The sequence below is a fragment of the Clostridium sp. UBA6640 genome, assembly GCF_002455975.1.
Lineage (GTDB): Bacteria > Bacillota > Clostridia > Clostridiales > Clostridiaceae > Clostridium_J.
The window spans coordinates 1-23,381 of the sequence record NZ_DKLM01000143.1 but is presented as its reverse complement, the minus strand read 5'-3'; the positions used below and the strand labels follow the sequence as shown (position 1 = coordinate 23,381).

Here is a 23,381-nt window from a genome sequence, read left to right as displayed (position 1 = left end):
AGTCAAGTTTTTCAGTATTTTTCTAAAAAAACTTGGCTTTCTATAAATATAATATGAAGCTTGTCTGTAAATGTGTGTACATATTGTTTCATATCCGACTAAAAAGCACATAGCTATCTAGCTTTTATTTAACGGTAATGCTCCTTTTAATTCATCTTTCCGTTTATCTTGTGACTTCCATTTTCTAATCTGAGAATATTTAAGATTTAATATTGCCGTAATATTAATTAATTTCATAGTTCCATTAGATTCTAAGTACATCTTCCTAGCCTTATCTCTGTTGTGGCTTATTTGTTTTGCCATTAGTTTATTATCGCCACCTCACCATAATTATATTGTTTGGGACATGAAAAAAGGCCCCGTCTAAATAAGCGTCTTAAATCTAGCCTAATGCATTAACATTGTAACCTATTTACCATAAAACTCTTTTGTAGAACTTAATTATCTTACTTCGTAACTTTTCTTTAAAAATTTCTGCAAGTAAATATTTTTAAAAAATCAATAAAACATTTAAAAGGATTGGCATTTAAATACCAATCCTAGATAATTATAAATTATTTAAATTTATTATTATAACATATAAACTTTTATTACTTAATCTTAGTAAAAGTATTATTGGTAAGCCCTATATTGATTTTATTAAATCAATATTATAAGAAGAAGAGAAGAAATAATAAAAAGAGTAGTCCATCATCTTCATCACAGCGTTCTCTTCTACAATGGTCTCTTCTACAACACTTTCTTTCGCACCTTCTTCTGCACTCTCTCTCACATCTTCTTCTGCACTCATCTTGATCTTTTCTACAATCATCTTGGTCTCTTCTGCACTCATCTAGTTCTCTTCTACACTCTCCTAGTTCTCTTCTGCACTCTCTTAAGTCTTTTCTGCACTCATCTCGATGTCCTCTATGATCGTCTCTTTCATCTCCATCACGGAATTCATCAAAATCATTATTGAAATCTAAAAAGTTAAATAAATCTTGATTACTCATTACTAATCCCCCTATTAATTTATAATTATTGCCTGCAATGTCAAATTTATCAATAGCTTGTACATTTTTTAATTACTTCTAATTATAATATATAAATATTATGAAAAATTGTGATTAAAAAAACATTATAATAAAAAAAATACATAATAAAAAAAAACTAGATTAATACATAATTTTCTTGATTTCATTTCGTAATTTATTCTTTCCACCCATAGGGCAAATGGGTGATTTTAACATTTGTATCTCTCCTTTTTTATTTTGATTAGGTTAATAATATACACAGTACCTGTCACATCAAAATAAAATAGCACCTAGTTTCCTAAGTGCTATAAAAAGACGACTTAAAAAGCACCTACATAAGTAAGTACCTTAATATAATTTAAAATTGCTCTTTTATCTTCTTAATAAGCAAATTGCTTCTATTATTTTTCTAATAAATTCACCACAAAGTTCAAAAAAACCTCTAATTCCTATTCCCACTATTATTTTTCAAATCAAGTTTTTTAATATTTTCCTTAAAGGACTTGACCTTCTATAAATATAATATGAAGCTTATTCATAAATGTATATAAATGTTGTTTCATATTCAAATGAAAAACACATAGCTATCTAGCTTTTATTTGACTCTAATAAAGTTTTTCTTCTTCTATATTCATATATTTCACTATTCTCTAATTTTTTACATGATGTCAAGATTTCCTTTATTGAATATTGTATATAAGGAGGTGCTATTATGGCAGATAAATGCTTAAAACCTGAAGACTCTAACAATTGCCTAACTCACACTCACGAATTCTTAGGAAGTGTCAAGTTAGCTGAACAAGGCGATGATAGGCATAATCATAGATTTGCTGGTGTTACAAGTGAAGTTATTCCTATGGGTAATTCTCACGTTCATGCTATCTTAGTTAATACTGACTTTTTCTTAAACCATCATCATGAAATAGGTGTAATTACAGGACTAGCTATCGATGTTGGTAATGGCAAGCATGTTCACTTAACAACAGGTGTTACAACATTAGTTGATGGTCATAATCATCCGTTTATTTTCACGACTCTTATTGAGAGTCCGTTGACTTAATAAAATGAGGGAGATTTTTTATCTCCCTTTTTAAATATAAATTCCTAAAGTATATGTAATGGACTCTTTTCTTTTATTATCTCTATAAGCTCTAATGTTTCCTCTGGAAAGTACTTAGAAAAAACATGAGTTTCACACTTTTACTTTTTAATGGATCCCCTCCACAATTACCTAAAGCATTTTTATTACTTTTTGAGGCTCTTACCCTTTTAGTAACGTTATTATTAACTTTTGGTAACATTTCTTTTAATTTATCTTTCCATTTATCTTGTAACTTCCATTTTCTAATCTGAGAATCTTTAAGATTTAATGTTGCTGCAATATCAATTAATTTCATAGTTCCATTAGATTCTAAGTACATCTTCCTAGCCTTATCTCTGTTGTGGCTTATCTGTTTTGCTATTAGTTCATTACCACCACATCACCATAATTGTGTCGTTTTGGATATAAGAAAAAGACACCCATCTAAATGAGCGTCTTAAATCTAGCTTAATGCATTAACATTGTAATCTGTTTGGCTGGTACCCTACTTACTATAAAACTCTTCCGCAGAACTAAATTATCTTACTTCGTAGTTTTCTTCAGAAATTTCTGCAAGTAAATATTTTTAAAGAATCAATAGAATCTTTAAAGGGATTGGTATTTAAATGCCAATTCTAGGGAGTTATAAATTATTTAAATCTATTACTATAACATATAAAATTTTATTATTTGATCTCATTAAGAGTATTACCAATCATCTCTTCTACAATGGTCTCTTCTGCACTCTCTTTCACATCTTCTTCTGCATTCTCTTCTACAATGTTCTCTTCTACACTCTTCTAGTTCTTTTCTACACTTCTCTAGTTCTCTTCTACACTCTGCTAATTCTCTTCTGCACTCTGCTAATTCTCTTCTGCACCTATCTGGTTCTCTTCTACAATCGTCTCTTCCATCTCTATCACAGAAATCATCAAAATCATTATTGGAATCAAAAAGGCTAAATAAATCTTGATTACTCATTATTAATTCCCCCAATTATTTTATAATTTTTATCTTAAATGTCAAATTTATCAATAGCTTGTACATTCTTAATTGCTCCTAATTATAATATATAAATATTATGAAAAATTGTGATTTAAAAAATATTATAATAAAAAAAAAGCTAATTTAATATATAATTTTCTTAATTTCATTTTATAATTTACTCTTTTATCCCATACGACAAATAAGTGGTTTTAACATTTGTATCTCTCCTTTTTTATTTTGATTAAGTTAATAATGCACAGAGTACCTATTACATCAAAATAAAATAGCACCTAGTTTCCTAAGTACTATAAGAAGACGACTAAAAAAAGCACCTACATAAGTAAGTGCTTTAATATAATTTAAAATTGCTCTTTTATCTTCTTAATAAGTAAAATATTTCCATTATTTTTCTAATAAATTCACCACAAAGTTCACAAAAACCTCTAATTCCTATTGCCACTATTATTTCTCAAGTCAAGTTTTTTAATGTTTTTCTTAAAGGACTTGGCTTTCTATAAATATAATATAAAGCTTATTCATAAATGTATATAAATGTTGTTTCATATGTAAATGAAAAGCACATAGCTATCTAGCTTTTATTTAGCTCTAATAAAGTTTTTCTTCTTTTTTTACATTCATATACTTCACTCTTTTCTAATTTTTTACATGATGTCAGTATTTCCTTTATTGAATATTGTATATAAGGAGGTGCTATTATGGTAAATGAATGCTTAAAACCTGAAGACCCTAACAATTGCCAAATTCAAACTCACACTCATGAATTCTTAGGGAGTGTCAAGTTAGCTGAGCAAGGCGATGATAGGCATAATCATAGATTTGCTGGCGTTACAAGCGAAGTTATTCCTATGGGTAATTCTCACGTTCACGCTATCTTAGTTAATACTGACTTTTTCTTAAACCATCATCATGAAATAGGTGTAATTACAGGACTAGCTATCGATGTTGGTAATGGCAAGCATGTTCACTTAGCAACAGGTGTTACAACATTAGTTGATGGTCATAATCATCAATTTATTTTTGCAACTCTTATTCTAAGTCCGTTGACTTAATAATAAAATGGGGGAGATTTTTTATCTCCCTTTTTAAATATAAATGCTTAATAAAATTTTAAAAGCATCTAGATATCCTAATGGATATTTCTTTATGATACTATTAGAATAATACGTTTCTTTAATAATTTTTATATTAGTATTTTCTATTAAATTCCTAAGGTCTTTAACTTTATCCACGCTTCTTGCTGACTCCAAGTACCTCCCCGGTCCTAGTATCTACTTTTACCTCATACACTCCAATAGGAGTTCTTACAGTAACTTTATAAATTAATATTTCGTTCTCGGAACCTAAACCAATTTCCACCAATTGATAGGGAATATATTGTAACGCAATTTGAACAGCTTCTTTTGGACTGATTCTATAACTTCCTAGATAATCATCCCATAATTTGTAATAAAAATCATTCATTATGTTAATCTCTTCCTTTTTAGTAGTTATATGATTATTGTACTCAGCTCTTTAACAATTGGTGATTTTAGCAATATATAATTCTAAATTACTTCTTCTAAAAGTTACATTTACTCTTTTAAACTATTATTTACACTCTGCTTCTCTAATTCTTTTTAAGCGTAAAAAACATCTACATAAGTAACTGCTTTAATATAACTTTGAACTACTAATTTTATCTTCTTAACATACAAAGTGTCTCTGTTACCCTTCTATCAAAAGCTATACGGTTATGAATTGATTCAAAATGATTTCCCTATTTTTGGCTCTAATAAAGCCTTGTGTTTTCTTACATTCATGCACTTACCTTTTTGAAAATTATTGCATAGTATAAATATTTGACCTCCTGAATATTTTGTATAAGGGGGTGTTATTATGTTAGATGAATACTTAAGAGCTGAAAATCTTAATAGTCGTAAAACTCATGTTCACGAGTTCTTAGGAAGCGATAAATTAGCTGAACAAGGAAATGATAGACATAATCATAGATTTGCTGGTGTTTCAGGGCCAGTTATTCCTATGGGTAATTCTCACGTTCATGCTATCTTAGCTAATACTGATTTTTTCTCAGATCACTATCATGAAATAGATGTAGTTACAGGACCAGCTATCGATGTTGGCAATGGTAAACATATTCACTTAACAACAGGTACTACAACATTAGATGATGGACATATTCATCATTTTATTTTTACTACTCTTATTGAAGCTCCGTCGAGTTAATAATATAATGGAGAGATCTTTTTATCCTCATTTAAAAATATAAATAGTTGATAACATTTAGAAAGCATCTAGTTACCTAGATGCTTTCTAAAAATTTTCTTAGTTTTTTACAAAATAATAAAGCTAGAAAACCATTGGTTTCTCTAGCTTTATCTATTATGCACCTAGCGAGATTGGAACTCACGACCTTTGGATTAAAAGATTTCTATTAACATCTACTTCTTAAATTATCCAAGCAGCCACTACAAATATTTTTATCTTTATAATTTTTAATGTTGCTAGCTTCTCCGCAAAATACACATGCTGGCTCATATTTTTTTAATATAATTTGTTCTCCATCTACATATATCTCTAAGCCATCTTTAATATTAATATCTAAAGTTCTTCTTAACTCCTTCGGTATTACCATTCTACCTAACTCATCTACTTTTCTTACTATTCCTGTTGATTTCATAATATATTCCTCCGTATCTATTGGCTATTTTTATAGTGAACTACTCCCACTTTAGAAGTGTGAGCTTCTTGGTCAATATTCTTCACAAAACAAGTTTGTCCAAGCTTACAAGGTAGTCCTTACCTCAACGTTGCCTAATTAGGCCATCAAGTTTTCTAAGTTCTTACTGGCATTATAATCTCTATCATGATGTGTTCTATAGTTTGGACAAATTTATTCTCTAAAAGAGAACTTTTAAGCATTTCACTAGTTTAGTTATAATGTTCTATCCTATGTCCTAACATTTTATTATAAATAAATCTAATACAATGGAAAATCTTTGATAAATATAGTTTTTGTTGCTCATTTAGATAAATCCTATATTTATATGCTTTTAATATAATGATTCCAATCTTAAAAGTGTCCGTAGCTTATACAGAGGCTACTTTAACCAAGTATTCAAAACAATAACTAGTGACAATGACCCTGAATTTGCCAATCTATCTACAATTGAAACTAATACTAATACAAAGGTATACATTTACTCATCCTTATATCACACTTTGAGAAAGGAACTAATGAACGTCATAACGATCTTCCGTTGATTTATCCCAAAGTGAAAACATATGTAAAATTATAGTTCCGATGATATTGCATTTATAGAAAATTGAATGAACACACGCTCTAGAAAAATACTCAAATAAAAGCTCCAGAGGAGCTATTTGAAGCACAGCTATATATAGTATACGTTTAATATCAAAAATTTAGGGCATAAGGACATTTTTTACTTTCTATTAATTTAAAAATTTTATTCATATCTTCTGTTCTGCCTTCTCATATTCTGATTTTAACTATTCAATATGCTTACTTTTATTCATATAAACCCCATACAATTAATTTGGATTTAATCATCGATTCCACATCTAAATATACTTAATTCATCTATTAGAAGATTAACTTAATTCTATAATGTAGATTTATAAAAAAGAAATATACCCTAAAAATACTATAAGTTAGATAATAATAGATTATTGCTGCTTTGCTTTATCTAATTTTTTGCTATATTCGAGTCATCTATATCTTTATTAGCATAATATATTCTATGATTACCAAACAAATTATACAAGAGATAAGGAGAGATGTTTTATGTACCACTGTAAAGAGCCTAAACTTGCAGGGCGTATTGTTACACCCGAAGATCCTCAATATAACGTAGATCGTCAAGATTTTAATATCTTTTTTAATAAATTTCCATTAGTTATTGTCTATGCCCAAGAGACGCAAGAAGTAGTAAATGCCGTGCAATGGGCACGTTATTGGAAAGTACCTATACGTATACGTTCTGGTGGTCATAGCTATGAGGCTTTGTCAGTTCTTGATGCCGGTATAGTAATCGATGTAAGCGATATGAACAAAGTTGAAATAAATCATAAGTTAGGTACTGTCACAGTGCAAACTGGTATAAGGAACTTTGCCTTATATCAGATACTTGGAGCTGAAGGGTTAGTTGTGCCAAGTGGCGTGTGTCCGACTCCAGGCATTGGTGGGGTAACTCTAGGTGGTGGACACAGCATTCTATCAAGACAATGGGGATTAACTCTCGACCATCTGCTTGAACTGGAATTGGTTAACGCTGATGGCTGCGTACTCCACGCCAGTGCCGATTACAATGCCGATCTATTCTGGGCCTCTCGTGGAGGTGGTGGCGGCAACTTCGGTGTATGTACCTCTTTCTGTTTCCGTACACACCGTATTGATACAGTTGGATTTGCTGAAATCAGCTGGGATCTAAAAGACTTGGAGCCAGTTCTTAGAACTTGGCAGAACTATACCACACCTAGTGCTGATGAACGACTCACTCCAACACTATTTATTGGCTCAGGACAACAATCTGCACTTATAATGCAAGGAGTTTTCCTCGGCTCAGCTAAAGAGCTACGTCACTTACTTCAGCCTTTACTTCAAGCTGGTTCCCCACAGAAAGTGACCATTGAAGAAATGCCCTGGCTTGAAGCTGTAGACAGAATAACAGCTCTTCAGCCAGCAACACCTTTACCTTTCAAGAGTGTTGGGCCATACGTTTATGATCTACTACCAGATAAAGGCATTGAAGTAATTCGTAGTTTCATCGACCATCCAGCCACCTCCTCTGCTTTTGTTTTTTTCCATGGCTTAGGAGGAGCAGTGGCCAGGGTGCCGAATTGGTGTACAGCCTATTTTTATCGTCGTGCTTTTTCGAACATGTCATTATTTGCTACTTGGAGTAAGCCTGAAGAAGCTGCTGCTGGCATACGTTGGGTCGAGGACTTTCATCGAGCTATGTTACCATATACCAAAGGCGTTTACGTCAATACACCTGATCTTTCTATCGTGAACTGGCCTGACGCCTATTACGGTAAAAACTTCTATCAATTAACTCAAGTGAAAGCTAAATACGATCCAGAGAATGTCTTTAGATTCCCACAAAGTATACCACCTGCAATTGATTGCAACTAAAAATAAATTAAAAAGATATAAATTTGTATTCACTTATAATAGTGAAATCTTTAATGTGTTTTTCTTATTTTACTGACTAAAAGCTATTATTAAATAATATGATAAGGGGTGTATTATACATATATCCTTTATCTGATTTTTAAACGGTTTTTAAAATTAGGTACTGATAAACTTTTTAAGCTATCTTTATATTTTATATCATTTAAATAATCCTTTTATCCTATTCCTTCATATTTAGAACTCTAATATCTGTCATGCCACCATCCTATTGCTAATTGCTATTCGTTTATTTTTTACAAAAAAGAGCCTTGTTAGGGACTCCATCTAATTTAATATATCTTATTTAAGACCATCATATTTGTCTGTATCATATTTTAGCAATAGTTGTGTTAAATGCTCAACATGACCCTTCTCTTCATTGATTATTGAGTACAATGCACGCCTTACATCCTCATAGGGTATAATAGCTAAATGCTGTTCATATAAGACAATAGCTTCAAGTTCACCTTTTATGTCTTCTCTTATATTATTTAAGATTATCTGCTTATCATAGTTTGGTTTATATGTTTGCATAGGCGATTTAGGTCCTGACTCATCGTTAATATGATCTAAATATGCTTGGTATTGTGCTGGATCATATTTACGAAGCAATGAAAGAATCATACCATAATGTTTTTTCTCATCTCTCATAATACTTCTCCACGCTTCATTGACATCTTCCATATTTGAATTGGCAATATGGTGAGCGTATCCATTTATCGCATAAATTTCAGCTATCAATATCTCTCTTAATCTATTTGTATCAAGTATAGCAACTCCCTGTGGTTGCCCATGTGGATTAGTATAACTCATTCAATCCTCCTATAAAGTATTTCTATAACATACTATTCATCAATGTCCAATTATATTCATAATAGCTATACTACTAAAAATATAGGAGGGTCATAGCGTATAATTATTTCTGTTTAACTCTATTTTATCCTTAAACATATCTGGGTGCTCTTCAATGCACTCTAATGTATTTACTTCATAATGCAACTTAACTTCTATTCTATCGACTCTCTATTTAATGCTATATATTGCTATTAATTTATCTTTTCATATATATAGTATCTTTTACAATAACATCTTTATAATTTTCCTTATCTATTAGCTCATTTTATGCACTAAAAAAGAGCTTTCTTAAAATCCCTTTTAATACTTAACCTTTGTAACCATGTCTTTTAGCATTTCCTATGCAATCTAATCTATTTACATATCCCTCATCAGAAGCACCGACTATTCTTCCATTGGGAGCAGTTCTTTTCCATCTCCATTTTCCATCATTATCTTTATAAAATTCCCATTTATCTTCACTTGGCATATGCTCACCTCTTTTTATGCATTAGTATGCTAACTATTTTATTAAATTATGTATTATTTATACTTGCATTGCTCTGCTCAAGCTATAATGACTTTTGTTCCTTTAAGCTTTTACACTTTTCTAAAAATAACACCTAGTTTTCTAAGTACTATAGAAAAGGGAAATAAAGAAGCACCTAGTTACCTATATGCAGTTATACTTATCTTTACTTTTTTAGCGTTTATTAATCTTTTTTGACTATTATAACTTTTACATCTTAAAGATATTATTAGTTTCCTTTTAATTATTATTGACCTTAACAATACCATATATTATATAAAAATTATTAATAATCTTCTATTTGTTTTTTGAAAGTTACCATATCAGTATGTGGTTTTGATACCCATCCTCCACCATCCTTTTGCTGTAAGATACCTATAAGTTCCCATCCTTCTGAACCATAATTATTGAGTGTTTGTTGTAATTGAGTAGAGTCTTTTAAAGATTGAAATTCTTCAATCTTTATAACCTTATATTCCCACTTCATTTAAATATCCTCCCTTTATTTATTTTTTAACATTATATTTTTTAAGGAAATACTTGTAAATATCCATAATTAATTTATATCTTAGTATTATATTTTTATTTAGTTAATTTATTATTAGCTTATTTAAATAAAAAAAGTCAGTATAACCTGACTTTTTGTTAATATATATCTTTATTTATCAAAGATTAATTTTCCTTCTTTTAATTCATCACAATTTAGACCACTATCTCGATATTTATTTAATCTTTTATAATCGTTTTGGCAATCCTTTGATTCTAGTGCATATTTTTCTATAATTTCTTTTATAAACTCATATTCCTTTGTAGTATTTTCATTTAATTTATAATAAACATATTTAGCTACTTTATAATAATCAAGTATTTTTGCATTAGTTAACTTATTTAAATGCCTTGATGCATTAGATTGATTAATCTCCAATAAGACTTCTATTTCACATACACATAGTTCACCGTCTTTAAGTATATTTAATATTCTCATACGCGTTTCATCACCAAGTGACTTTATCACTTGTATTAAATCCATATTACATCCTCCTATGTGAATAATTTATAATCATATAGTATCTTAAAAAATATTTCTGTTAATTGTAATATCTTTATCATTTTTAAGTACATTAGAAACAATTATGCAAATATTTATTGGAAAATAAAAAACAGAAGCCGCTTCCAACTTCTGTTTCTATATAATAATTCTGAGATTTAATTCTTTAATTCCATTTTTTCTCCTATAATCTCATTCCAATTATTAATTATAGGTTTAATTATATTAGGCCCTATTTTTGATATAAATACCAATTGCGAACTTTCTTTAGCTTCACAGGATTTATAATCTATGTTTTTACCAACTACGTCCACTTGATTCCATCCTTCTTCTAAGTGAAAAAAACCTTTAATTCGATAACTGTCTACTTTTATAATATCTAAGAATTTCTCAAGCTCACCCTTTTTAACTATTCCATTAAAATTCATAGTTAAGCTTTTAGGCTTAGTCTCTACAGTGTTAGTACTTTCTTCTCCTTCAATCCATTTATTTTTTAATAAATCTTTCTTTAAAAAGTCCATACTAAATTCTCCAAATGAACATATTACTATATCACATATTGGATTTATTTTTCTAATCTCTTCTATTACTTTCTGCAATTCACTTTCACTAATTAAATCTACTTTATTTATTACAGCCATATGACAATGCTTTAATTGACGATTAACAGTTTCTAAATCTTGAAGTTGTTCTATAAAGTTAACTCCATCAATTAAGCATAGTACCCCTTTAAAATTATAAACATCTCCTTCTAAAACCTTAACCTGTTCAAGTATTTCTTCTACATTAGAAGGATCTGCAAGTCCTGAACTCTCTACAAATAAATATTTTAAATTTAATTTAGACATCTCAGCTAATGCCTGTGTAAAAGATGCCTTTAAACAAGAACAAAATATTGAGCCTCTATTTACTTCCACCATTTCAATATTATCTCTTTTTAATATAGTTCCATCAATACCTAGCTTTCCAAATTCATTTTGAATAACTCCAACTTTCTCTTCTTTTAAAAGCTCCAGTAACCTTAAAAGAAGAGTAGTCTTACCAGAACCTAAAAATCCAGTTAAAACATATAAGTTAATTTTATCCCCAACCATTTTATTTATCCCCCTCTATATTTTCATCATAGCTATAAATTAATGTGATTAATTTTTCTTATCATCAATAACTTCTTCATCTATAGATATAATATTTTTTTATATTACTTATCTATTTTCTACTATTATTCTTGCTACTTTTTCCGCTACTTCTCCTGTAAAGGCTATGCATTGATTCATATGCTCTCTTGACCCTAATTCCATACCTTTTGTTAAAAATCTACAGCAAAGACTATTGTGTTTTCCTTTAAAATCATCATGTAGCTTTTTACTAAGTTCCATAGCCTTTCCAACTCTTGGGTCTTTTGCTTCTTTTCTTCCGAACACCATCCCAAGTGCCATTATTCCACCTGTTATAGCCCCACAAGTACATCCTGATCCTCCCATTCCTACTGGAAACCCTGATGCCATAGCTATAGCATCATCCGAAATTTCTAGCTCAAATTCATCTCTAATAGTTTTAACTACTGCCTCTGAGCAATAAAAATCTCCATTTCTATAATAGTTTTCAGCAATTTCTCTTACCTTATCAAAATCAATACTATTCATTACTTTACCCCCTAAATCATTATTTAGCACTGAGATTATATTCTATAAACACCCATATTATAAGATAATATAGGTTAACTCGCATTAATATAAGTTACTGTTTATTTTTAATTGCATTATAAAATTTATGTCCTCCTGAAAGATTATAAACTTTTTTAAATTCATGATTAAGCAATATATTTTGAGCTGCATTTCCAGTTACACCTTTATTACAATATGTTATAGTTAAAACATCCTTGTCTAATGTGTGAAGTTCTTCTCTAAGATTATTATGTGATATGTTTATTGCTGTATCTACATGCGCCTCATTATATTGTTTATGTACTCTTGCATCAATAATCTGAACCCTTTCTCCCTTATTTATTAGATTTTCAACCTCTTTACTAGTAATAATCGGTCTTCCCTTATTAATTGCATTATCTAATATCATACCTGTATAGTGAACAGGATCTTTAGTAGTTGAGAAAGGCGGTGCATAAGCTAAATCTAAGTGGAAAAGTTCATCAATCTTTGCTCCATATGTTATTAATGTGGCAAATACATCTATTCTCTTATCAACACCCTCATAACCTATAATTTGTACTCCTAATATTCTCTCTGTTTTCTTATCTGCAATGGCTTTAATAATCATTTCTCTACCATTAAAATATGTTGGTTTATCAGGCTTAATATTATGACATATAGCTATATCATATCCTTCACATATTGCTTCCTTTTCAGATAATCCTGTATTTGCAATTGTGACATCAAAAATTTTAAATATCCCTGTACTTAAATTTCCTCTATATTCTAAAGTACCATCTGTAACTACATCTCCTGCAATTCTTCCTGTCTTATTAGCCGTTGAACCTAATGGTCTATAAATTGGCTTCCCTGTAACCATTGAAAAAGTTTCTATACAATCACCGCAGGCATATATATCTTTTACATTTGTTTCCATTTTCGTGGTCACTTTGATGGCGCCAGTAATCCCGATTTCGATTCCAGTATCCTTTGCTAATTTAATATTAGGTTTTACACCTGTAGCCATAATGGTCATATTACATTTTAATTCTTTTCCATTATCTAAAATAGCTTTACCTTCACTTATTTCAACAATGCTAGCATTTTTTATAATATTAATATTTCTTTTCTTTAAAGTGTTCTCTAAAAAAGCAGCCATATCTTCATCAAGACTAGGTGTTATTTTATTTTCCTTTTCTACAATAGTTACATTTATCCCATCAGACATTAAATTTTCTAGCATTTCAAAGCCAATAAAACCTGTTCCAGCAATTATTGCATGTTGTGGTTTTTTTGCCTCTATAAAGCTCTTAATATTTCTAGCGCTTTGAACATTTCTTAAGAAAAATACATTCTCTCTATCTATACCTTTTATATTAGGCATAAAAGGTTCTGCACCTGTAGCAATAACTAACTTATCATAGTTATCTATAAACACTTTATTTGTGTGCAAGTTTCTAATTGTAATTTCTTTAGTTTGCGAATTTATATCTAATACTTCATGCTCTGTAAAGATATCAATATTATATTTCTTCTTAAAGAATATTGAATCTCTTGGCGTAAGTTCAGCAATGTCTTCTATTTCTCCACCTATGTAATAAGGAAGTCCACAGCCTGAAAAAGATATATCTTTATCTTTTTCGTATATAATTATTTCGGCTTTATCATCGTTTCTACGAGCCTTTGCTGCTGCTGAAGTTCCTGCTGCTACAGCCCCTATAACTAAAATCCTCATAGAATTCTCCTCCTTTTATTTACATTCACACTTTGATTTATCTTTACATATACAATCGTCTGTATCTGTTACAAGATTCATAAGGAATAGCACTAATTTATTACAATTAGACCTATTTAATGAATAATAATTCCATATACCTTCTTTTCTAGAATCTACAATACCACAATCAATTAATACTTTCATATGGTGTGATAGTGTTGGTTGTGTAAAATTAAAGTACTCTAATATATCACAAGCACATCTCTCTCCGCAGGATAGAATATCAATTATTTTTAATCTATTTGGATCAGACACAGCCTTCATAATCTTTGAATTTTCTTCGTAATTTAAACTCATTTAATCACTCCTTATATAGATGTTTGTCTATTCACAATATATACTTTCATATATATTGTGTCAATAATCCTTGGATAAAACCCCACTGTATTAAACAGGGGGCTTTTAATTATAATTTATATCTTATTTGTTATGACCTACTTATTTGGGGAACCATTCAGTTGTATTATTAGCAATCCTAACAAGTATCAACATTACAGGTACTTCTACAAGAACTCCCACAATTGTAGCAAGTGCTACTGGTGATGTTGTTCCAAATAATGCAATTGCTACTGCTACAGATAACTCAAAGAAATTAGATGCTCCAATCATACCTGCAGGTGCTGCAACATTATGTGGTAGCTTTAGTATTCTACTTGCTATATAAGCAATAAAGAAAATTAAAAAAGTCTGTATAATAAGTGGTATTGCAATTAAAATAATGTGTAATGGATTTTCAATAATTACATCCCCTTGGAATGAGAATATAATTATTAAAGTTAAAAGTAATCCTATCACTGTTACATTATTGAATTTAGGAATAAACTCCTTTTCAAAATACTCTTTTCCCTTGTTTTTAGTAGTGAATACTCTTGTTAAAATACCTCCCAATAATGGAATAACTACAAAAAGAACAACTGATAAAATAAGTGTATTCCATGGTACTGATATATCACTTATTCCTAGTAGGAATTTAACAATAGGTATAAATGCGATAAGAATAATAAGATCATTAGTTGCTACTTGCACAACTGTATATGCAGGATCTCCTTTTGTAAGGTGGCTCCATACAAAAACCATAGCGGTACATGGTGCTGCTCCTAATAATACTGCTCCTGCAAGATAATCCTTTGCAAGATTTGCAGGAATTAATCCTTTAAATATTACATAAAAAAACAGTGATGCTATACCAAACATAGTAAATGGCTTAATAAGCCAATTAGTAACCCATGTTACAAATAGCCCCTTCGGATTTTTTCTCACATTTTTAATACTTTGAAAGTCTACTTTCATCATCATAGGATAAATCATTAACCAAATAAGTATTGCTATCGGAATAGAGACATTAGCATACTCAAACTTATTTAAAAAGTCTGGAATAGCAGGAATAAACTTTCCAATAAGCACACCTAAAACCATACAAGCTATAACCCATACTGTTAGATATCTTTCAAAAAATCCTATTCCAGATGCGTTCTCTTTACTCATACTTATCACTCCTTTTACTCAAACATTTTATTTTTTATATAATTATATTCCTATAAAATAATTCCTATCTGATTTATTATTTTTAAAATTCCACTACAAAGATTTTTTATTGTTTTGTAGTGGAATTTTGGTTCTAATCGATTAACTGATAAAGTTTATCTCCTTTTATTTCTCCCGGTTTCCATTCTATAAGTGCAAAATTTCCTTTTGATATTTCATTAACTTTATTTATCCATTGCACCTCATTACTTGCTTTTACTTTTAAAATATTATTAGTTGTATTAGCTGCATAGAAACTTGAATTAATTATCCACCACTTACTATATATGTCAGCTCTTTCCAAGTCCTTTTGCAATCTCATAGCCTCATAAACTGGAGTTGTTTCAGCAAGTGTTACAATAATAACCTCTGTTTCCTTCTCATCTCTTAATTTAGGTAAAAGTTTCTTAACAGACTCTGGAATATCTCCTTGTGAGCGTTGTATCTCTTTATGGTAGCTTTGAGTTGAATCTAATAGTAATAGTGTGTGACCAGTTGGTGCAGTATCAATAACTACAACTTCATTTTCTGATCTTTCTACTATTTCAGCAAAAGCCCTAAACACTGCAATCTCTTGAGTACAAGGAGATCTTAAATCTTCTTGTATATAAGCAAGATCATCTTCACCCATGGTTTCCCTAGCTTTACTTAGTACTTCTTCCTTATACTTTTCAAGTTCTTCCTTTTCATCAATATTACTTAATGTAATGCCATGACTTTCTTCTAATACAAATTTTAGATGTGCTGCTGGANNCTGGATCAGTAGTTGTCAAATGAACTTTTTTACCTTTTTTAGCAAGTCCTAATGCAATTGTAGCAGCTATAGTAGTTTTACCTACTCCACCTTTCCCCATCGTAAATATTACTTTTTTATCACTAGTATATAAGTCCTCTATTACATTATTTAAATTAGAAATATCAGTAACATTTAACTCTTCACTGTTAAATCTAACATTGCTTTCTTTTAAAAATGCTCTTACATTTTCAATACCTGTTACATTATAAGGCCTTAATGGAATTTCAAGGGTTTCGATATTTTTAATTCCTTCAGGTATATCCTTTAATGCATCCTGTTGTTTATTATAAATAGCAGCTGAAAGGGAGTCATCATGTTCTTTAAGAAGTCCATTTATAACTAAAATTTGATTGTTGACCCCTATATCCTGAAGTTCTATAGATGCTCTTTCGGCTTCTTTTAATGGCGAAACCTCTGGACGTGATACAAGAATAAGGGTAGTTTTTTCCTTATCAGCTAAAGTAGCAACAGCATTTTTATAAATCTCTTTTTTACTTTCTAAGCCTGAAAGTTGTCCAAGACATGATGCACCATGGACGTTTTCGCTAATAAAATTACTCCAAGCAGAAGGAAGTTGTAGCATCCTAAGTGTATGACCTGTTGGAGCTGTATCGAATATAATATGATCATATTCTTTTGCTGCTTTTTCATCTGTTATAAAACTTGAAAACTCATTAAATGCAGCTATTTCAACAGTACATGATCCTGAAAGTTGTTCCTCCATATTATTTATAGCAGCTTGTGGTAATTTACCTTTGTATGGAGCAATTACACTTTCTCTATATTCAGTTGCCGCTTCCTCAGGATCAAAATTTGCTACTACTAGATTTGGTATTTCTTTTATAGCAACACCTTTATTGGTAAGTTTAGTGTTAAACACATCTTGAAGATTTGAAGCTAGATCGGTACTTATAAGCATAATTTTCTTGCCTTCATCGGCTAATGAAACAGCTGTTGCACAAGCTGTCGAAGTTTTTCCAACTCCACCTTTTCCAGTAAAAAATAAATATTTAGTTAAATTTATATCTGATATATTAAAATCCTTAAACATTCGTATCCCTCTTTTCTATACTAACAACATCCACCGTCACAACAACAATTATTAGATTTTATTTTGATTGTAGTTTTTAAATAATCCTCTGGTATATCTAGTAATTTAGAAAATTCCTGATTAGTTGGATAAGCTTTTGTTTTTACAATCTCACCATCCACCATTATTACTGGAAGCACTTCTACTCCATGTTTGTTTAAAATTTCATTTATTACTTTATTATCAACAAATATCTGCGGATTGCTAGTAAGGTTATACCTCTCAACTAATATTCCTTTGTCTTTCAAATTGTTTAATACAGTTGCAACTCTTAATAATTCTGGATCTACACTTGGGCCACAAACTCCTGTTGAACAGCACATAGCTGGATCAAATATAATCATTTTTTTCATATTAATTCACTCCTTCTATTAAATAAAATTTATTTTTACAGATGTATTTTCATCTGTAAGTAGCAATGTTTGTTTAAATAAGATAATACTTTAGCTATTTTTGAGTATTATTCATACACTAAATTAATTTTAATTAGTTACATATAGATGACTGTCTATGTGTATAATATAGACTATTATCTATATGTTGTCAATATATATATTGAAAATTAGTATATAAAATTTAAATACATACATCATTATCTATATATTTTTATATTATGTAAGTAATTGATTATTGATAACAAAAATGTAGGGATAGTAAAATTATATTTCTTTACTACCTCTAACTATTTATCTTTTCTATTTAAATTTTTCTAAAGTAGATACTCCTTCTATAGCCATTTAAGATATAATCCTATAATTATTTGCTTTTGGGTATATTTTCTATAATATAAGTATTATTTTCTTAAAATAGAACTAAGTTTATTTGGGCTACATAGATCTCTAGATATACATCCACTATAGCTTTTACCTGTTTTATTAGCTTCTTCATGTGCTAATTCATAGACTAGCTCTTTAGTTTATCTTTTTATCTTATTCACTTTATATTTTCCTTTCTTGCTTCACAAAATATTTGAAATACGACATAAAAACACCACAAAATTCATATTTGAATTTTGTGGTGTTCAAGTAAATTATTCAGTTTTTAGTTCTTATCATAAATATAACTAATATCAAATTTTATAATTTTATTGCTCTTACTGATGCAGACATAATATATTCTCCAACTTTTAAGTTATGTGCCCATTTTTCAGCATATTCTTTTGGTACTTCTTGAGTTTCAATTTTAATATCATTAAAGCCAGCCTTTTCTAAATATGATTCTAATTCTTCAACTGAAGATGCTCCAGTAACTCATCCACAATAAAGTTTCTCATCTTGCTTCATTTCCTCTGTTAATTCTCTAATAAGAACTATATCAGAAATAGCAATTCTACCACCATTTTTTAATACACGATAAACTTCATTATATACCCTTTGTTTATTTGGAGATAAATTTATAACGCAATTTGAAATAATTGCATCTGCAGTATTATCTGCTATAGGAAGATTTTCAATTTCTCCTAATCTAAAGTCTACATTTCTATATTTATACTTCTTAGACATAACTCTTGATTTATTAATCATCTCTGGAGTCATGTCAACTCCAATAATATATCCCTTAGCCCCAACTTTCTTTGAAGCTAAAAAACAGTCGAATCCTCCTCCACTTCCAAGGTCTATAACAGTTTCACCTTCTTTAAGATTAGCTATCAACTGTGGATTTCCACAGCCCAATCCCATATTAGCTTCCTCTGGAGCAGTTGATATTTCTTCATCAGAATATCCAATTTTACGTGATATCTCTATCGAAGATTTTTTAATATTAAGGCCTCCACTACAGCAGCCATTCTCTTTTAAATTTCCTATAGCTATTTTCTTATAACTATCACGAACAGCATCTCTAACATCTACCTTTTTAAAATCACTCATCTTTTTTGCCTCCATTGATTATTTTTATATTTACAATTATTTTCAACTTCCTTTATAACTCACTCTATAATTTTAACATTTATTATCTCCAACATTTTAATATTTGCTATCTTATTCACTATTCATGCTCCTAACTAAATAATATTTTATTCTAATCCATATTATGGAATAATTTTAGCAAATTATGTATTATTAGTTTTAAGTTATGCTTTATCCTGAATATATTTAAACCCTAACTCAATTGATAATTCAGCTTTTGTAAGTTCTTTGCCTAGATAAGCTGCATGGCTCATTTCACTTACCCATCTATTTTCAATTATAGTCCAATAGATATTTCTTGCATCTTTTCCTTTGATTATACGAAGTAATTGATTGTTGTAACTGTAATGTTCAACTAGAATTGCATTATTTTCGACTTTAGGCACAATTACAAAATATCCTTCTTTGTCTAATTTAACTTTATTAGGGTCCTTTTCTTCAGCGTTTATTATATCAACTGTTGAGATTATTGGCTTTTTATTATATAAAGGATACTTTCCCTCGCAACAACAATTAGATATGACTTTTTCAGAAAGCTCTTGTATTTTTTCTAAAATTTTATTTAAATCTTCACATTCAATCATATCAGTAACCTCTATTTGTTTTCTGAAAGCATTTACTTGTTCTTTTGTTGTATTAGATAACACCGGTTTCTTTCCCTTAGCACCAATAACTCTCATATTATTATCGATACCATTATTTAAAAGAGATACTATTGTATTTCCACTATAATGTCCTTCGGAATCCTTTCCACAAAGTATTAGGTACTTTATTGAAGGTACAGAAAGTGCATTTTTTATAATCTTTTCAACACCTATATTTTCTGTTTCTGTTTTTCCTACGATACTTAATCCATTTGGTTTTAATCTAGCTATCTTGTCTGCTAATTCTGCGTTTCCCAATGTAGATATTGCTATAGTATTGCTTAGCTCTAATGACAATACATGATACTCACCAACAGCAGGAAGTATATCCAATTCATCACCATTAATTAAATTAGTTTCTATGGAATAGATACTAATTAATTCGGTAAAAGTTTCATCGAAAGCATTTATAATATCTGCTGACCAGCATTGTTTGCATCCTAGTCAAGTATATTTGGTAGGCTCCATTTTATTTATTGAATTTTCCACCTCCTTTAAAAGCTCCGAAAGTTCATTTTTCTTAGTATTTGAAAGCTTATTTTTCATATTCTCTAAAGATTCTTTCATGCAACCACATTTTCTACACTTTGGAAGCTCTATAGCCATTTGTATGCTTTCTTTAATGCCTTTAATATAAATATTTTCTTTCATTTTATTACCCCTCCATAAAAGAATAACTATAGTAGTATCCTAGTCTGTATCAATTTTTTTTGATATAGACTTTAAAAAATTAATCTAATAGAAGTTTTACTTTTTTTAATATGTCTTTTTTAATTAAGCTATAATATCTCCAGTTCCCTACGACCTTTCTTTCAATTATGCCAACATCCATTAAAACCTTAAGATGATATGAAACCTTTGGTTGGGTCAAATCTAGTAATTCTTGAAACTCGCAAGTACAAATATCTTCCCGTTGCTCTAGTAAATAAATCATTTGTAATCTAATAGGGTCACTTAAAGCATTTGTTATCCTTGACACCTGCTTTAGCTTATTTATATCAAAATAACTAACATCATTTTTAAATATTCTAGGTGCCCCTGTGGTACATTTATCTTGATGCATATCTACACCTCCTAATCTATATCAACTTTTTTTGATATAGATTAGTTTTATTATATATCTGGATATCATACCTGTCAATAATTAACATACCTTCATACATTTAATTTATAAAACTAGAATATCCTCACACTTATGGTTTTCTTTTATTGTACATATTTGTATACCTAAATCAATTAATCTACTATTGTTTTATCTATGATTATAGCTAATAATTTTAGCCAACACTTTTACACTTTATTTTTCTTAAATAATTCAATTGCATTATAAGATTCTTAGAAAGCTATTTATACATTTGAATAATTTAGTATAAATATATTAAATGCATTAATTTAAAAGGAATATATACGAAAATATCTATGGAGGTGAGTATTTATGAATATTAGAGGAATAGATTTAAATTTAAATTTAAACAATTACACAAAATTTGGACATAAATATAATGATGACACTAAGAAGTTAAATGATAATGACGAACATAATTCAAAATCACTTAAAATGAATACTAAAAATAGGAATAGTATTCTTGACAACCTAAATAAAGTAAAAGAAAACTTATTAAAGCAAAAACAAGAATTACAAGAGAAACAATTAGAACCTGAAGAGTTAAAAGAAAAATTAAAATCTCTAAATGAAGAAATAAGGGACATAGAACGAGAAATTCTAGAGGCTCAAATTATTGAAGAAGAGAAAGAAAAACAAAAGTTAGAGGAAAAAAATAAAGCGAATACCAAAAATGAATATAATGATGAAGAAAAAGACGGTGTTATAGTATCTGGCTCACTTATTGAACTTATAGAGTCAAATAGTAAGTTAGAAAATGCAAAAGCACTAAAATCAACAAAAGCTACTTTAAAATTAGAATTAAGCTATTTAGAAACCATTGAGAATATAGACATTGCTGAAGACTCATATATAGCTAAGCAAATGAAAAAGCTTAGACATGGAATATCAGGGCTAGATAAAAAAATTAATTCTGAAATTAGTAAATCAAATACAAATAAAGTTTATAATAAAGAAATTAATATTGAAAATCAAGAAGAAAATAATACATCAAATGAAAAAAATGATAATAATAATAAACAATTGAATATAGAAGCTTAAATTATACTTGCTAATTGTATGGCTATTTAGCAGTTATATTAGATAATGTGCAATTTAAAGAGGTTCATGTGTAAATTTGAACCTCTTTTATATTTTTTATTCAAAGAATCTATTAATTAAATTTATATATCCCATTTTTCTTTTAGTTGATTTAAGAACTTCATTGCTTCGCCATCATCTTTAACAATATAGGGGTGTAATTTCATTGCTGATGCTTTATAAATCTTTTTTAGATATTCTTTCTCTTTATCTGTGTAGTTACTTTGTTCTGATATGCAGTAACTGCTATTATTATAGCTGTAATTACTTTGGTAGTTCTCATAGTAACTACTTTGACATTCCTGTTTTTCTATATTGTTTCTTAAACTCTTTTAGCTTTTCCTCTTCCCCTAATACTCCAAACACATCATGGTAATTATCATAAGTATCCTTACTATATTTATTTTCAAATGCTTTTTTTATTCTCCCAATATTTTTTAATTATATTTTCATGTTTTTCATGGGTTTTATATTCTTCTGTCTGCTAATATTCCTTTGTAACCTTGTCTATAAAAAGCGTTAATTTTGAATATATTAAGTCATATATAGAGTCAATACTTAACTTTAATTCCTCTGATAATGCTTTTGTTTTTTTAACTTTTAATGTGGGAAAAGTGTGTGAAAATAAAAAAATAGGAAATTTATCTTTTCATAAATCCCCCATTTTCAATGATTTTGGTACACCTAACAGGATTTGAACCTGCGACCGTTGGATTCGAAGTCCACCACTCTATCCAGCTGAGCTATAGGTGCATAATTTTTAGTTTATACAAAAAAATTACTAAATATATTTGTGTTTTTATGAACACTATTTAGTAATTGGTATGCTTTAAAATTTATCTTTAGTACAAAAAATAATTGGAGCGGGTGAAGGGAATCGAACCCTCGTAACTAGCTTGGAAGGCTAGCACTCTACCATTGAGTTACACCCGCATATCAAGTTTAAAATTAAGTGGTCGGGGTGACAGGGATTGAACCTGCGACCTCATGGTCCCAAACCACGCGCGCTCCCATCTGCGCCACACCCCGATATTTGAATTTATCACTCAATTAATATATTAATAAAAAATGGTGCGTTTTAAGGGATTCG

At 29.4% G+C, this 23,381-nt stretch carries 25 protein-coding genes, 3 tRNA genes and 3 pseudogenes; 6 read left to right on the top strand and 25 right to left on the bottom strand.

The window, feature by feature from the left end; translation table 11 throughout:
- Positions 1-117 precede the first annotated feature (117 nt).
- Together B2W91_RS15975 and B2W91_RS15970 are read right to left on the bottom strand one after the other, a co-directional pair.
- A complete protein-coding gene (locus B2W91_RS15975; protein ID WP_291582727.1) occupies positions 118-303 on the bottom strand; it encodes a phage terminase small subunit-related protein in 186 nt (61 codons plus the stop codon).
- 347 nt (positions 304-650) lie between these two features.
- On the bottom strand, positions 651-992 hold the full coding sequence (locus B2W91_RS15970) for a hypothetical protein (RefSeq protein ID WP_291582724.1): 342 nt from the start codon (positions 990-992) through the stop codon (positions 651-653).
- 733 nt (positions 993-1,725) lie between these two features.
- Between B2W91_RS15970 and B2W91_RS15965 the strand changes: the two genes are divergently transcribed.
- Positions 1,726-2,073 carry a YmaF family protein gene (locus B2W91_RS15965; RefSeq protein ID WP_291582722.1) on the top strand — a complete coding sequence of 116 codons (348 nt, stop codon included), beginning with the start codon at positions 1,726-1,728 and terminating at the stop codon, positions 2,071-2,073.
- Between the two features lie 91 nt (positions 2,074-2,164).
- Here the strand turns inward: B2W91_RS15965 and B2W91_RS15960 are convergent, their stop codons facing one another.
- Both B2W91_RS15960 and B2W91_RS15955 read right to left on the bottom strand, forming a co-directional pair.
- Positions 2,165-2,464: a phage terminase small subunit-related protein gene (locus B2W91_RS15960; protein WP_291582790.1), complete on the bottom strand. Its 300-nt coding sequence runs from the start codon at positions 2,462-2,464 to the stop codon at positions 2,165-2,167.
- Positions 2,465-2,802: 338 nt separating this feature from the next.
- Positions 2,803-3,075, bottom strand: coding sequence for a hypothetical protein (locus B2W91_RS15955; RefSeq protein ID WP_291582721.1), 273 nt, complete (start codon positions 3,073-3,075; stop codon positions 2,803-2,805).
- Between the two features lie 722 nt (positions 3,076-3,797).
- Here B2W91_RS15955 and B2W91_RS15950 point away from each other — a divergent pair.
- Positions 3,798-4,151, top strand: a complete 354-nt coding sequence (locus B2W91_RS15950) for a YmaF family protein (protein ID WP_291582719.1) — start codon at positions 3,798-3,800, stop codon at positions 4,149-4,151.
- 172 nt (positions 4,152-4,323) lie between these two features.
- Here the strand turns inward: B2W91_RS15950 and B2W91_RS15945 are convergent, their stop codons facing one another.
- On the bottom strand, positions 4,324-4,563 hold the full coding sequence (locus B2W91_RS15945; protein WP_291582717.1) for a PepSY domain-containing protein: 240 nt from the start codon (positions 4,561-4,563) through the stop codon (positions 4,324-4,326).
- 414 nt (positions 4,564-4,977) lie between these two features.
- Between B2W91_RS15945 and B2W91_RS15940 the strand changes: the two genes are divergently transcribed.
- Entirely contained in the window at positions 4,978-5,325 is a 348-nt protein-coding gene (locus B2W91_RS15940; RefSeq protein ID WP_291582715.1) for a YmaF family protein, read from the top strand.
- 208 nt (positions 5,326-5,533) lie between these two features.
- Here the strand turns inward: B2W91_RS15940 and B2W91_RS15935 are convergent, their stop codons facing one another.
- Together B2W91_RS15935 and B2W91_RS15930 are read right to left on the bottom strand one after the other, a co-directional pair.
- Positions 5,534-5,779: an AbrB/MazE/SpoVT family DNA-binding domain-containing protein gene (locus tag B2W91_RS15935; RefSeq protein ID WP_291582713.1), complete on the bottom strand. Its 246-nt coding sequence runs from the start codon at positions 5,777-5,779 to the stop codon at positions 5,534-5,536.
- Positions 5,780-6,036: 257 nt separating this feature from the next.
- Positions 6,037-6,159 (bottom strand): annotated as a pseudogene (locus B2W91_RS15930) (helix-turn-helix domain-containing protein); the annotation flags it as partial.
- Positions 6,160-6,171: 12 nt separating this feature from the next.
- Here B2W91_RS15930 and B2W91_RS21135 point away from each other — a divergent pair.
- Positions 6,172-6,512, top strand: a pseudogene (locus B2W91_RS21135) (transposase); the annotation flags it as partial.
- Between the two features lie 392 nt (positions 6,513-6,904).
- On the top strand, positions 6,905-8,254 hold the full coding sequence (locus tag B2W91_RS15920; RefSeq protein ID WP_291582711.1) for an FAD-binding oxidoreductase: 1,350 nt from the start codon (positions 6,905-6,907) through the stop codon (positions 8,252-8,254).
- Positions 8,255-8,593: 339 nt separating this feature from the next.
- On the opposite strand, the gene B2W91_RS15915 is transcribed toward B2W91_RS15920, so the two are convergent.
- The 15 genes and pseudogenes from B2W91_RS15915 to B2W91_RS15845 form a co-directional block, all read right to left on the bottom strand.
- Positions 8,594-9,106, bottom strand: coding sequence for a ferritin-like domain-containing protein (locus B2W91_RS15915; RefSeq protein ID WP_291582709.1), 513 nt, complete (start codon positions 9,104-9,106; stop codon positions 8,594-8,596).
- Between the two features lie 349 nt (positions 9,107-9,455).
- Positions 9,456-9,617: a YegP family protein gene (locus B2W91_RS15910; RefSeq protein ID WP_291582707.1), complete on the bottom strand. Its 162-nt coding sequence runs from the start codon at positions 9,615-9,617 to the stop codon at positions 9,456-9,458.
- Positions 9,618-9,942: 325 nt separating this feature from the next.
- A complete protein-coding gene (locus B2W91_RS15905) occupies positions 9,943-10,143 on the bottom strand; it encodes a DUF4177 domain-containing protein (protein WP_291582705.1) in 201 nt (66 codons plus the stop codon).
- 171 nt (positions 10,144-10,314) lie between these two features.
- Positions 10,315-10,686, bottom strand: a complete 372-nt coding sequence (locus B2W91_RS15900) for an ArsR/SmtB family transcription factor (protein WP_291582702.1) — start codon at positions 10,684-10,686, stop codon at positions 10,315-10,317.
- Positions 10,687-10,862: 176 nt separating this feature from the next.
- A complete protein-coding gene (locus B2W91_RS15895; RefSeq protein WP_291582700.1) occupies positions 10,863-11,798 on the bottom strand; it encodes a CobW family GTP-binding protein in 936 nt (311 codons plus the stop codon).
- Positions 11,799-11,906: 108 nt separating this feature from the next.
- Positions 11,907-12,347 carry a C-GCAxxG-C-C family protein gene (locus B2W91_RS15890; protein ID WP_291582698.1) on the bottom strand — a complete coding sequence of 147 codons (441 nt, stop codon included), beginning with the start codon at positions 12,345-12,347 and terminating at the stop codon, positions 11,907-11,909.
- Between the two features lie 94 nt (positions 12,348-12,441).
- Positions 12,442-14,085 carry an FAD-dependent oxidoreductase gene (locus tag B2W91_RS15885; RefSeq protein ID WP_291582696.1) on the bottom strand — a complete coding sequence of 548 codons (1,644 nt, stop codon included), beginning with the start codon at positions 14,083-14,085 and terminating at the stop codon, positions 12,442-12,444.
- Positions 14,086-14,100: 15 nt separating this feature from the next.
- A complete protein-coding gene (locus B2W91_RS15880; protein ID WP_291582694.1) occupies positions 14,101-14,424 on the bottom strand; it encodes an ArsR/SmtB family transcription factor in 324 nt (107 codons plus the stop codon).
- A 141-nt stretch (positions 14,425-14,565) separates the two neighbouring features.
- Positions 14,566-15,612, bottom strand: a complete 1,047-nt coding sequence (gene arsB, locus B2W91_RS15875; RefSeq protein ID WP_291582692.1) for an ACR3 family arsenite efflux transporter — start codon at positions 15,610-15,612, stop codon at positions 14,566-14,568.
- 133 nt (positions 15,613-15,745) lie between these two features.
- A pseudogene (gene arsA / locus B2W91_RS15870) lies at positions 15,746-17,498 on the bottom strand (arsenical pump-driving ATPase).
- A 20-nt stretch (positions 17,499-17,518) separates the two neighbouring features.
- Positions 17,519-17,890, bottom strand: a complete 372-nt coding sequence (gene arsD / locus B2W91_RS15865; protein ID WP_291582690.1) for an arsenite efflux transporter metallochaperone ArsD — start codon at positions 17,888-17,890, stop codon at positions 17,519-17,521.
- A 723-nt stretch (positions 17,891-18,613) separates the two neighbouring features.
- Positions 18,614-19,405: an arsenite methyltransferase gene (arsM, locus tag B2W91_RS15860; RefSeq protein ID WP_291582688.1), complete on the bottom strand. Its 792-nt coding sequence runs from the start codon at positions 19,403-19,405 to the stop codon at positions 18,614-18,616.
- A gap of 203 nt (positions 19,406-19,608) precedes the next feature.
- Positions 19,609-20,421, bottom strand: coding sequence for a DUF4346 domain-containing protein (locus B2W91_RS15855; RefSeq protein ID WP_291582686.1), 813 nt, complete (start codon positions 20,419-20,421; stop codon positions 19,609-19,611).
- A 111-nt stretch (positions 20,422-20,532) separates the two neighbouring features.
- Positions 20,533-20,739, bottom strand: a complete 207-nt coding sequence (locus tag B2W91_RS15850; RefSeq protein WP_291582684.1) for a hypothetical protein — start codon at positions 20,737-20,739, stop codon at positions 20,533-20,535.
- 79 nt (positions 20,740-20,818) lie between these two features.
- A complete protein-coding gene (locus B2W91_RS15845) occupies positions 20,819-21,151 on the bottom strand; it encodes an ArsR/SmtB family transcription factor (protein WP_291582682.1) in 333 nt (110 codons plus the stop codon).
- A gap of 372 nt (positions 21,152-21,523) precedes the next feature.
- On the opposite strand from B2W91_RS15845, the gene B2W91_RS15840 reads away from it, so the two are divergent.
- Positions 21,524-22,252 (top strand): hypothetical protein, encoded by a 729-nt coding sequence (locus tag B2W91_RS15840; protein ID WP_291582680.1) that lies wholly within the window; start codon positions 21,524-21,526, stop codon positions 22,250-22,252.
- Between the two features lie 715 nt (positions 22,253-22,967).
- On the opposite strand, the gene B2W91_RS15835 is transcribed toward B2W91_RS15840, so the two are convergent.
- The 3 genes from B2W91_RS15835 to B2W91_RS15825 all read right to left on the bottom strand — a co-directional run bounded on the left by B2W91_RS15835 (position 22,968) and on the right by B2W91_RS15825 (position 23,320).
- Positions 22,968-23,044: transfer RNA gene (locus tag B2W91_RS15835), tRNA-Arg, on the bottom strand.
- A 106-nt stretch (positions 23,045-23,150) separates the two neighbouring features.
- Positions 23,151-23,224 (bottom strand) — tRNA-Gly (locus tag B2W91_RS15830).
- A 20-nt stretch (positions 23,225-23,244) separates the two neighbouring features.
- Positions 23,245-23,320: transfer RNA gene (locus tag B2W91_RS15825), tRNA-Pro, on the bottom strand.
- Positions 23,321-23,381: the final 61 nt, after the last annotated feature.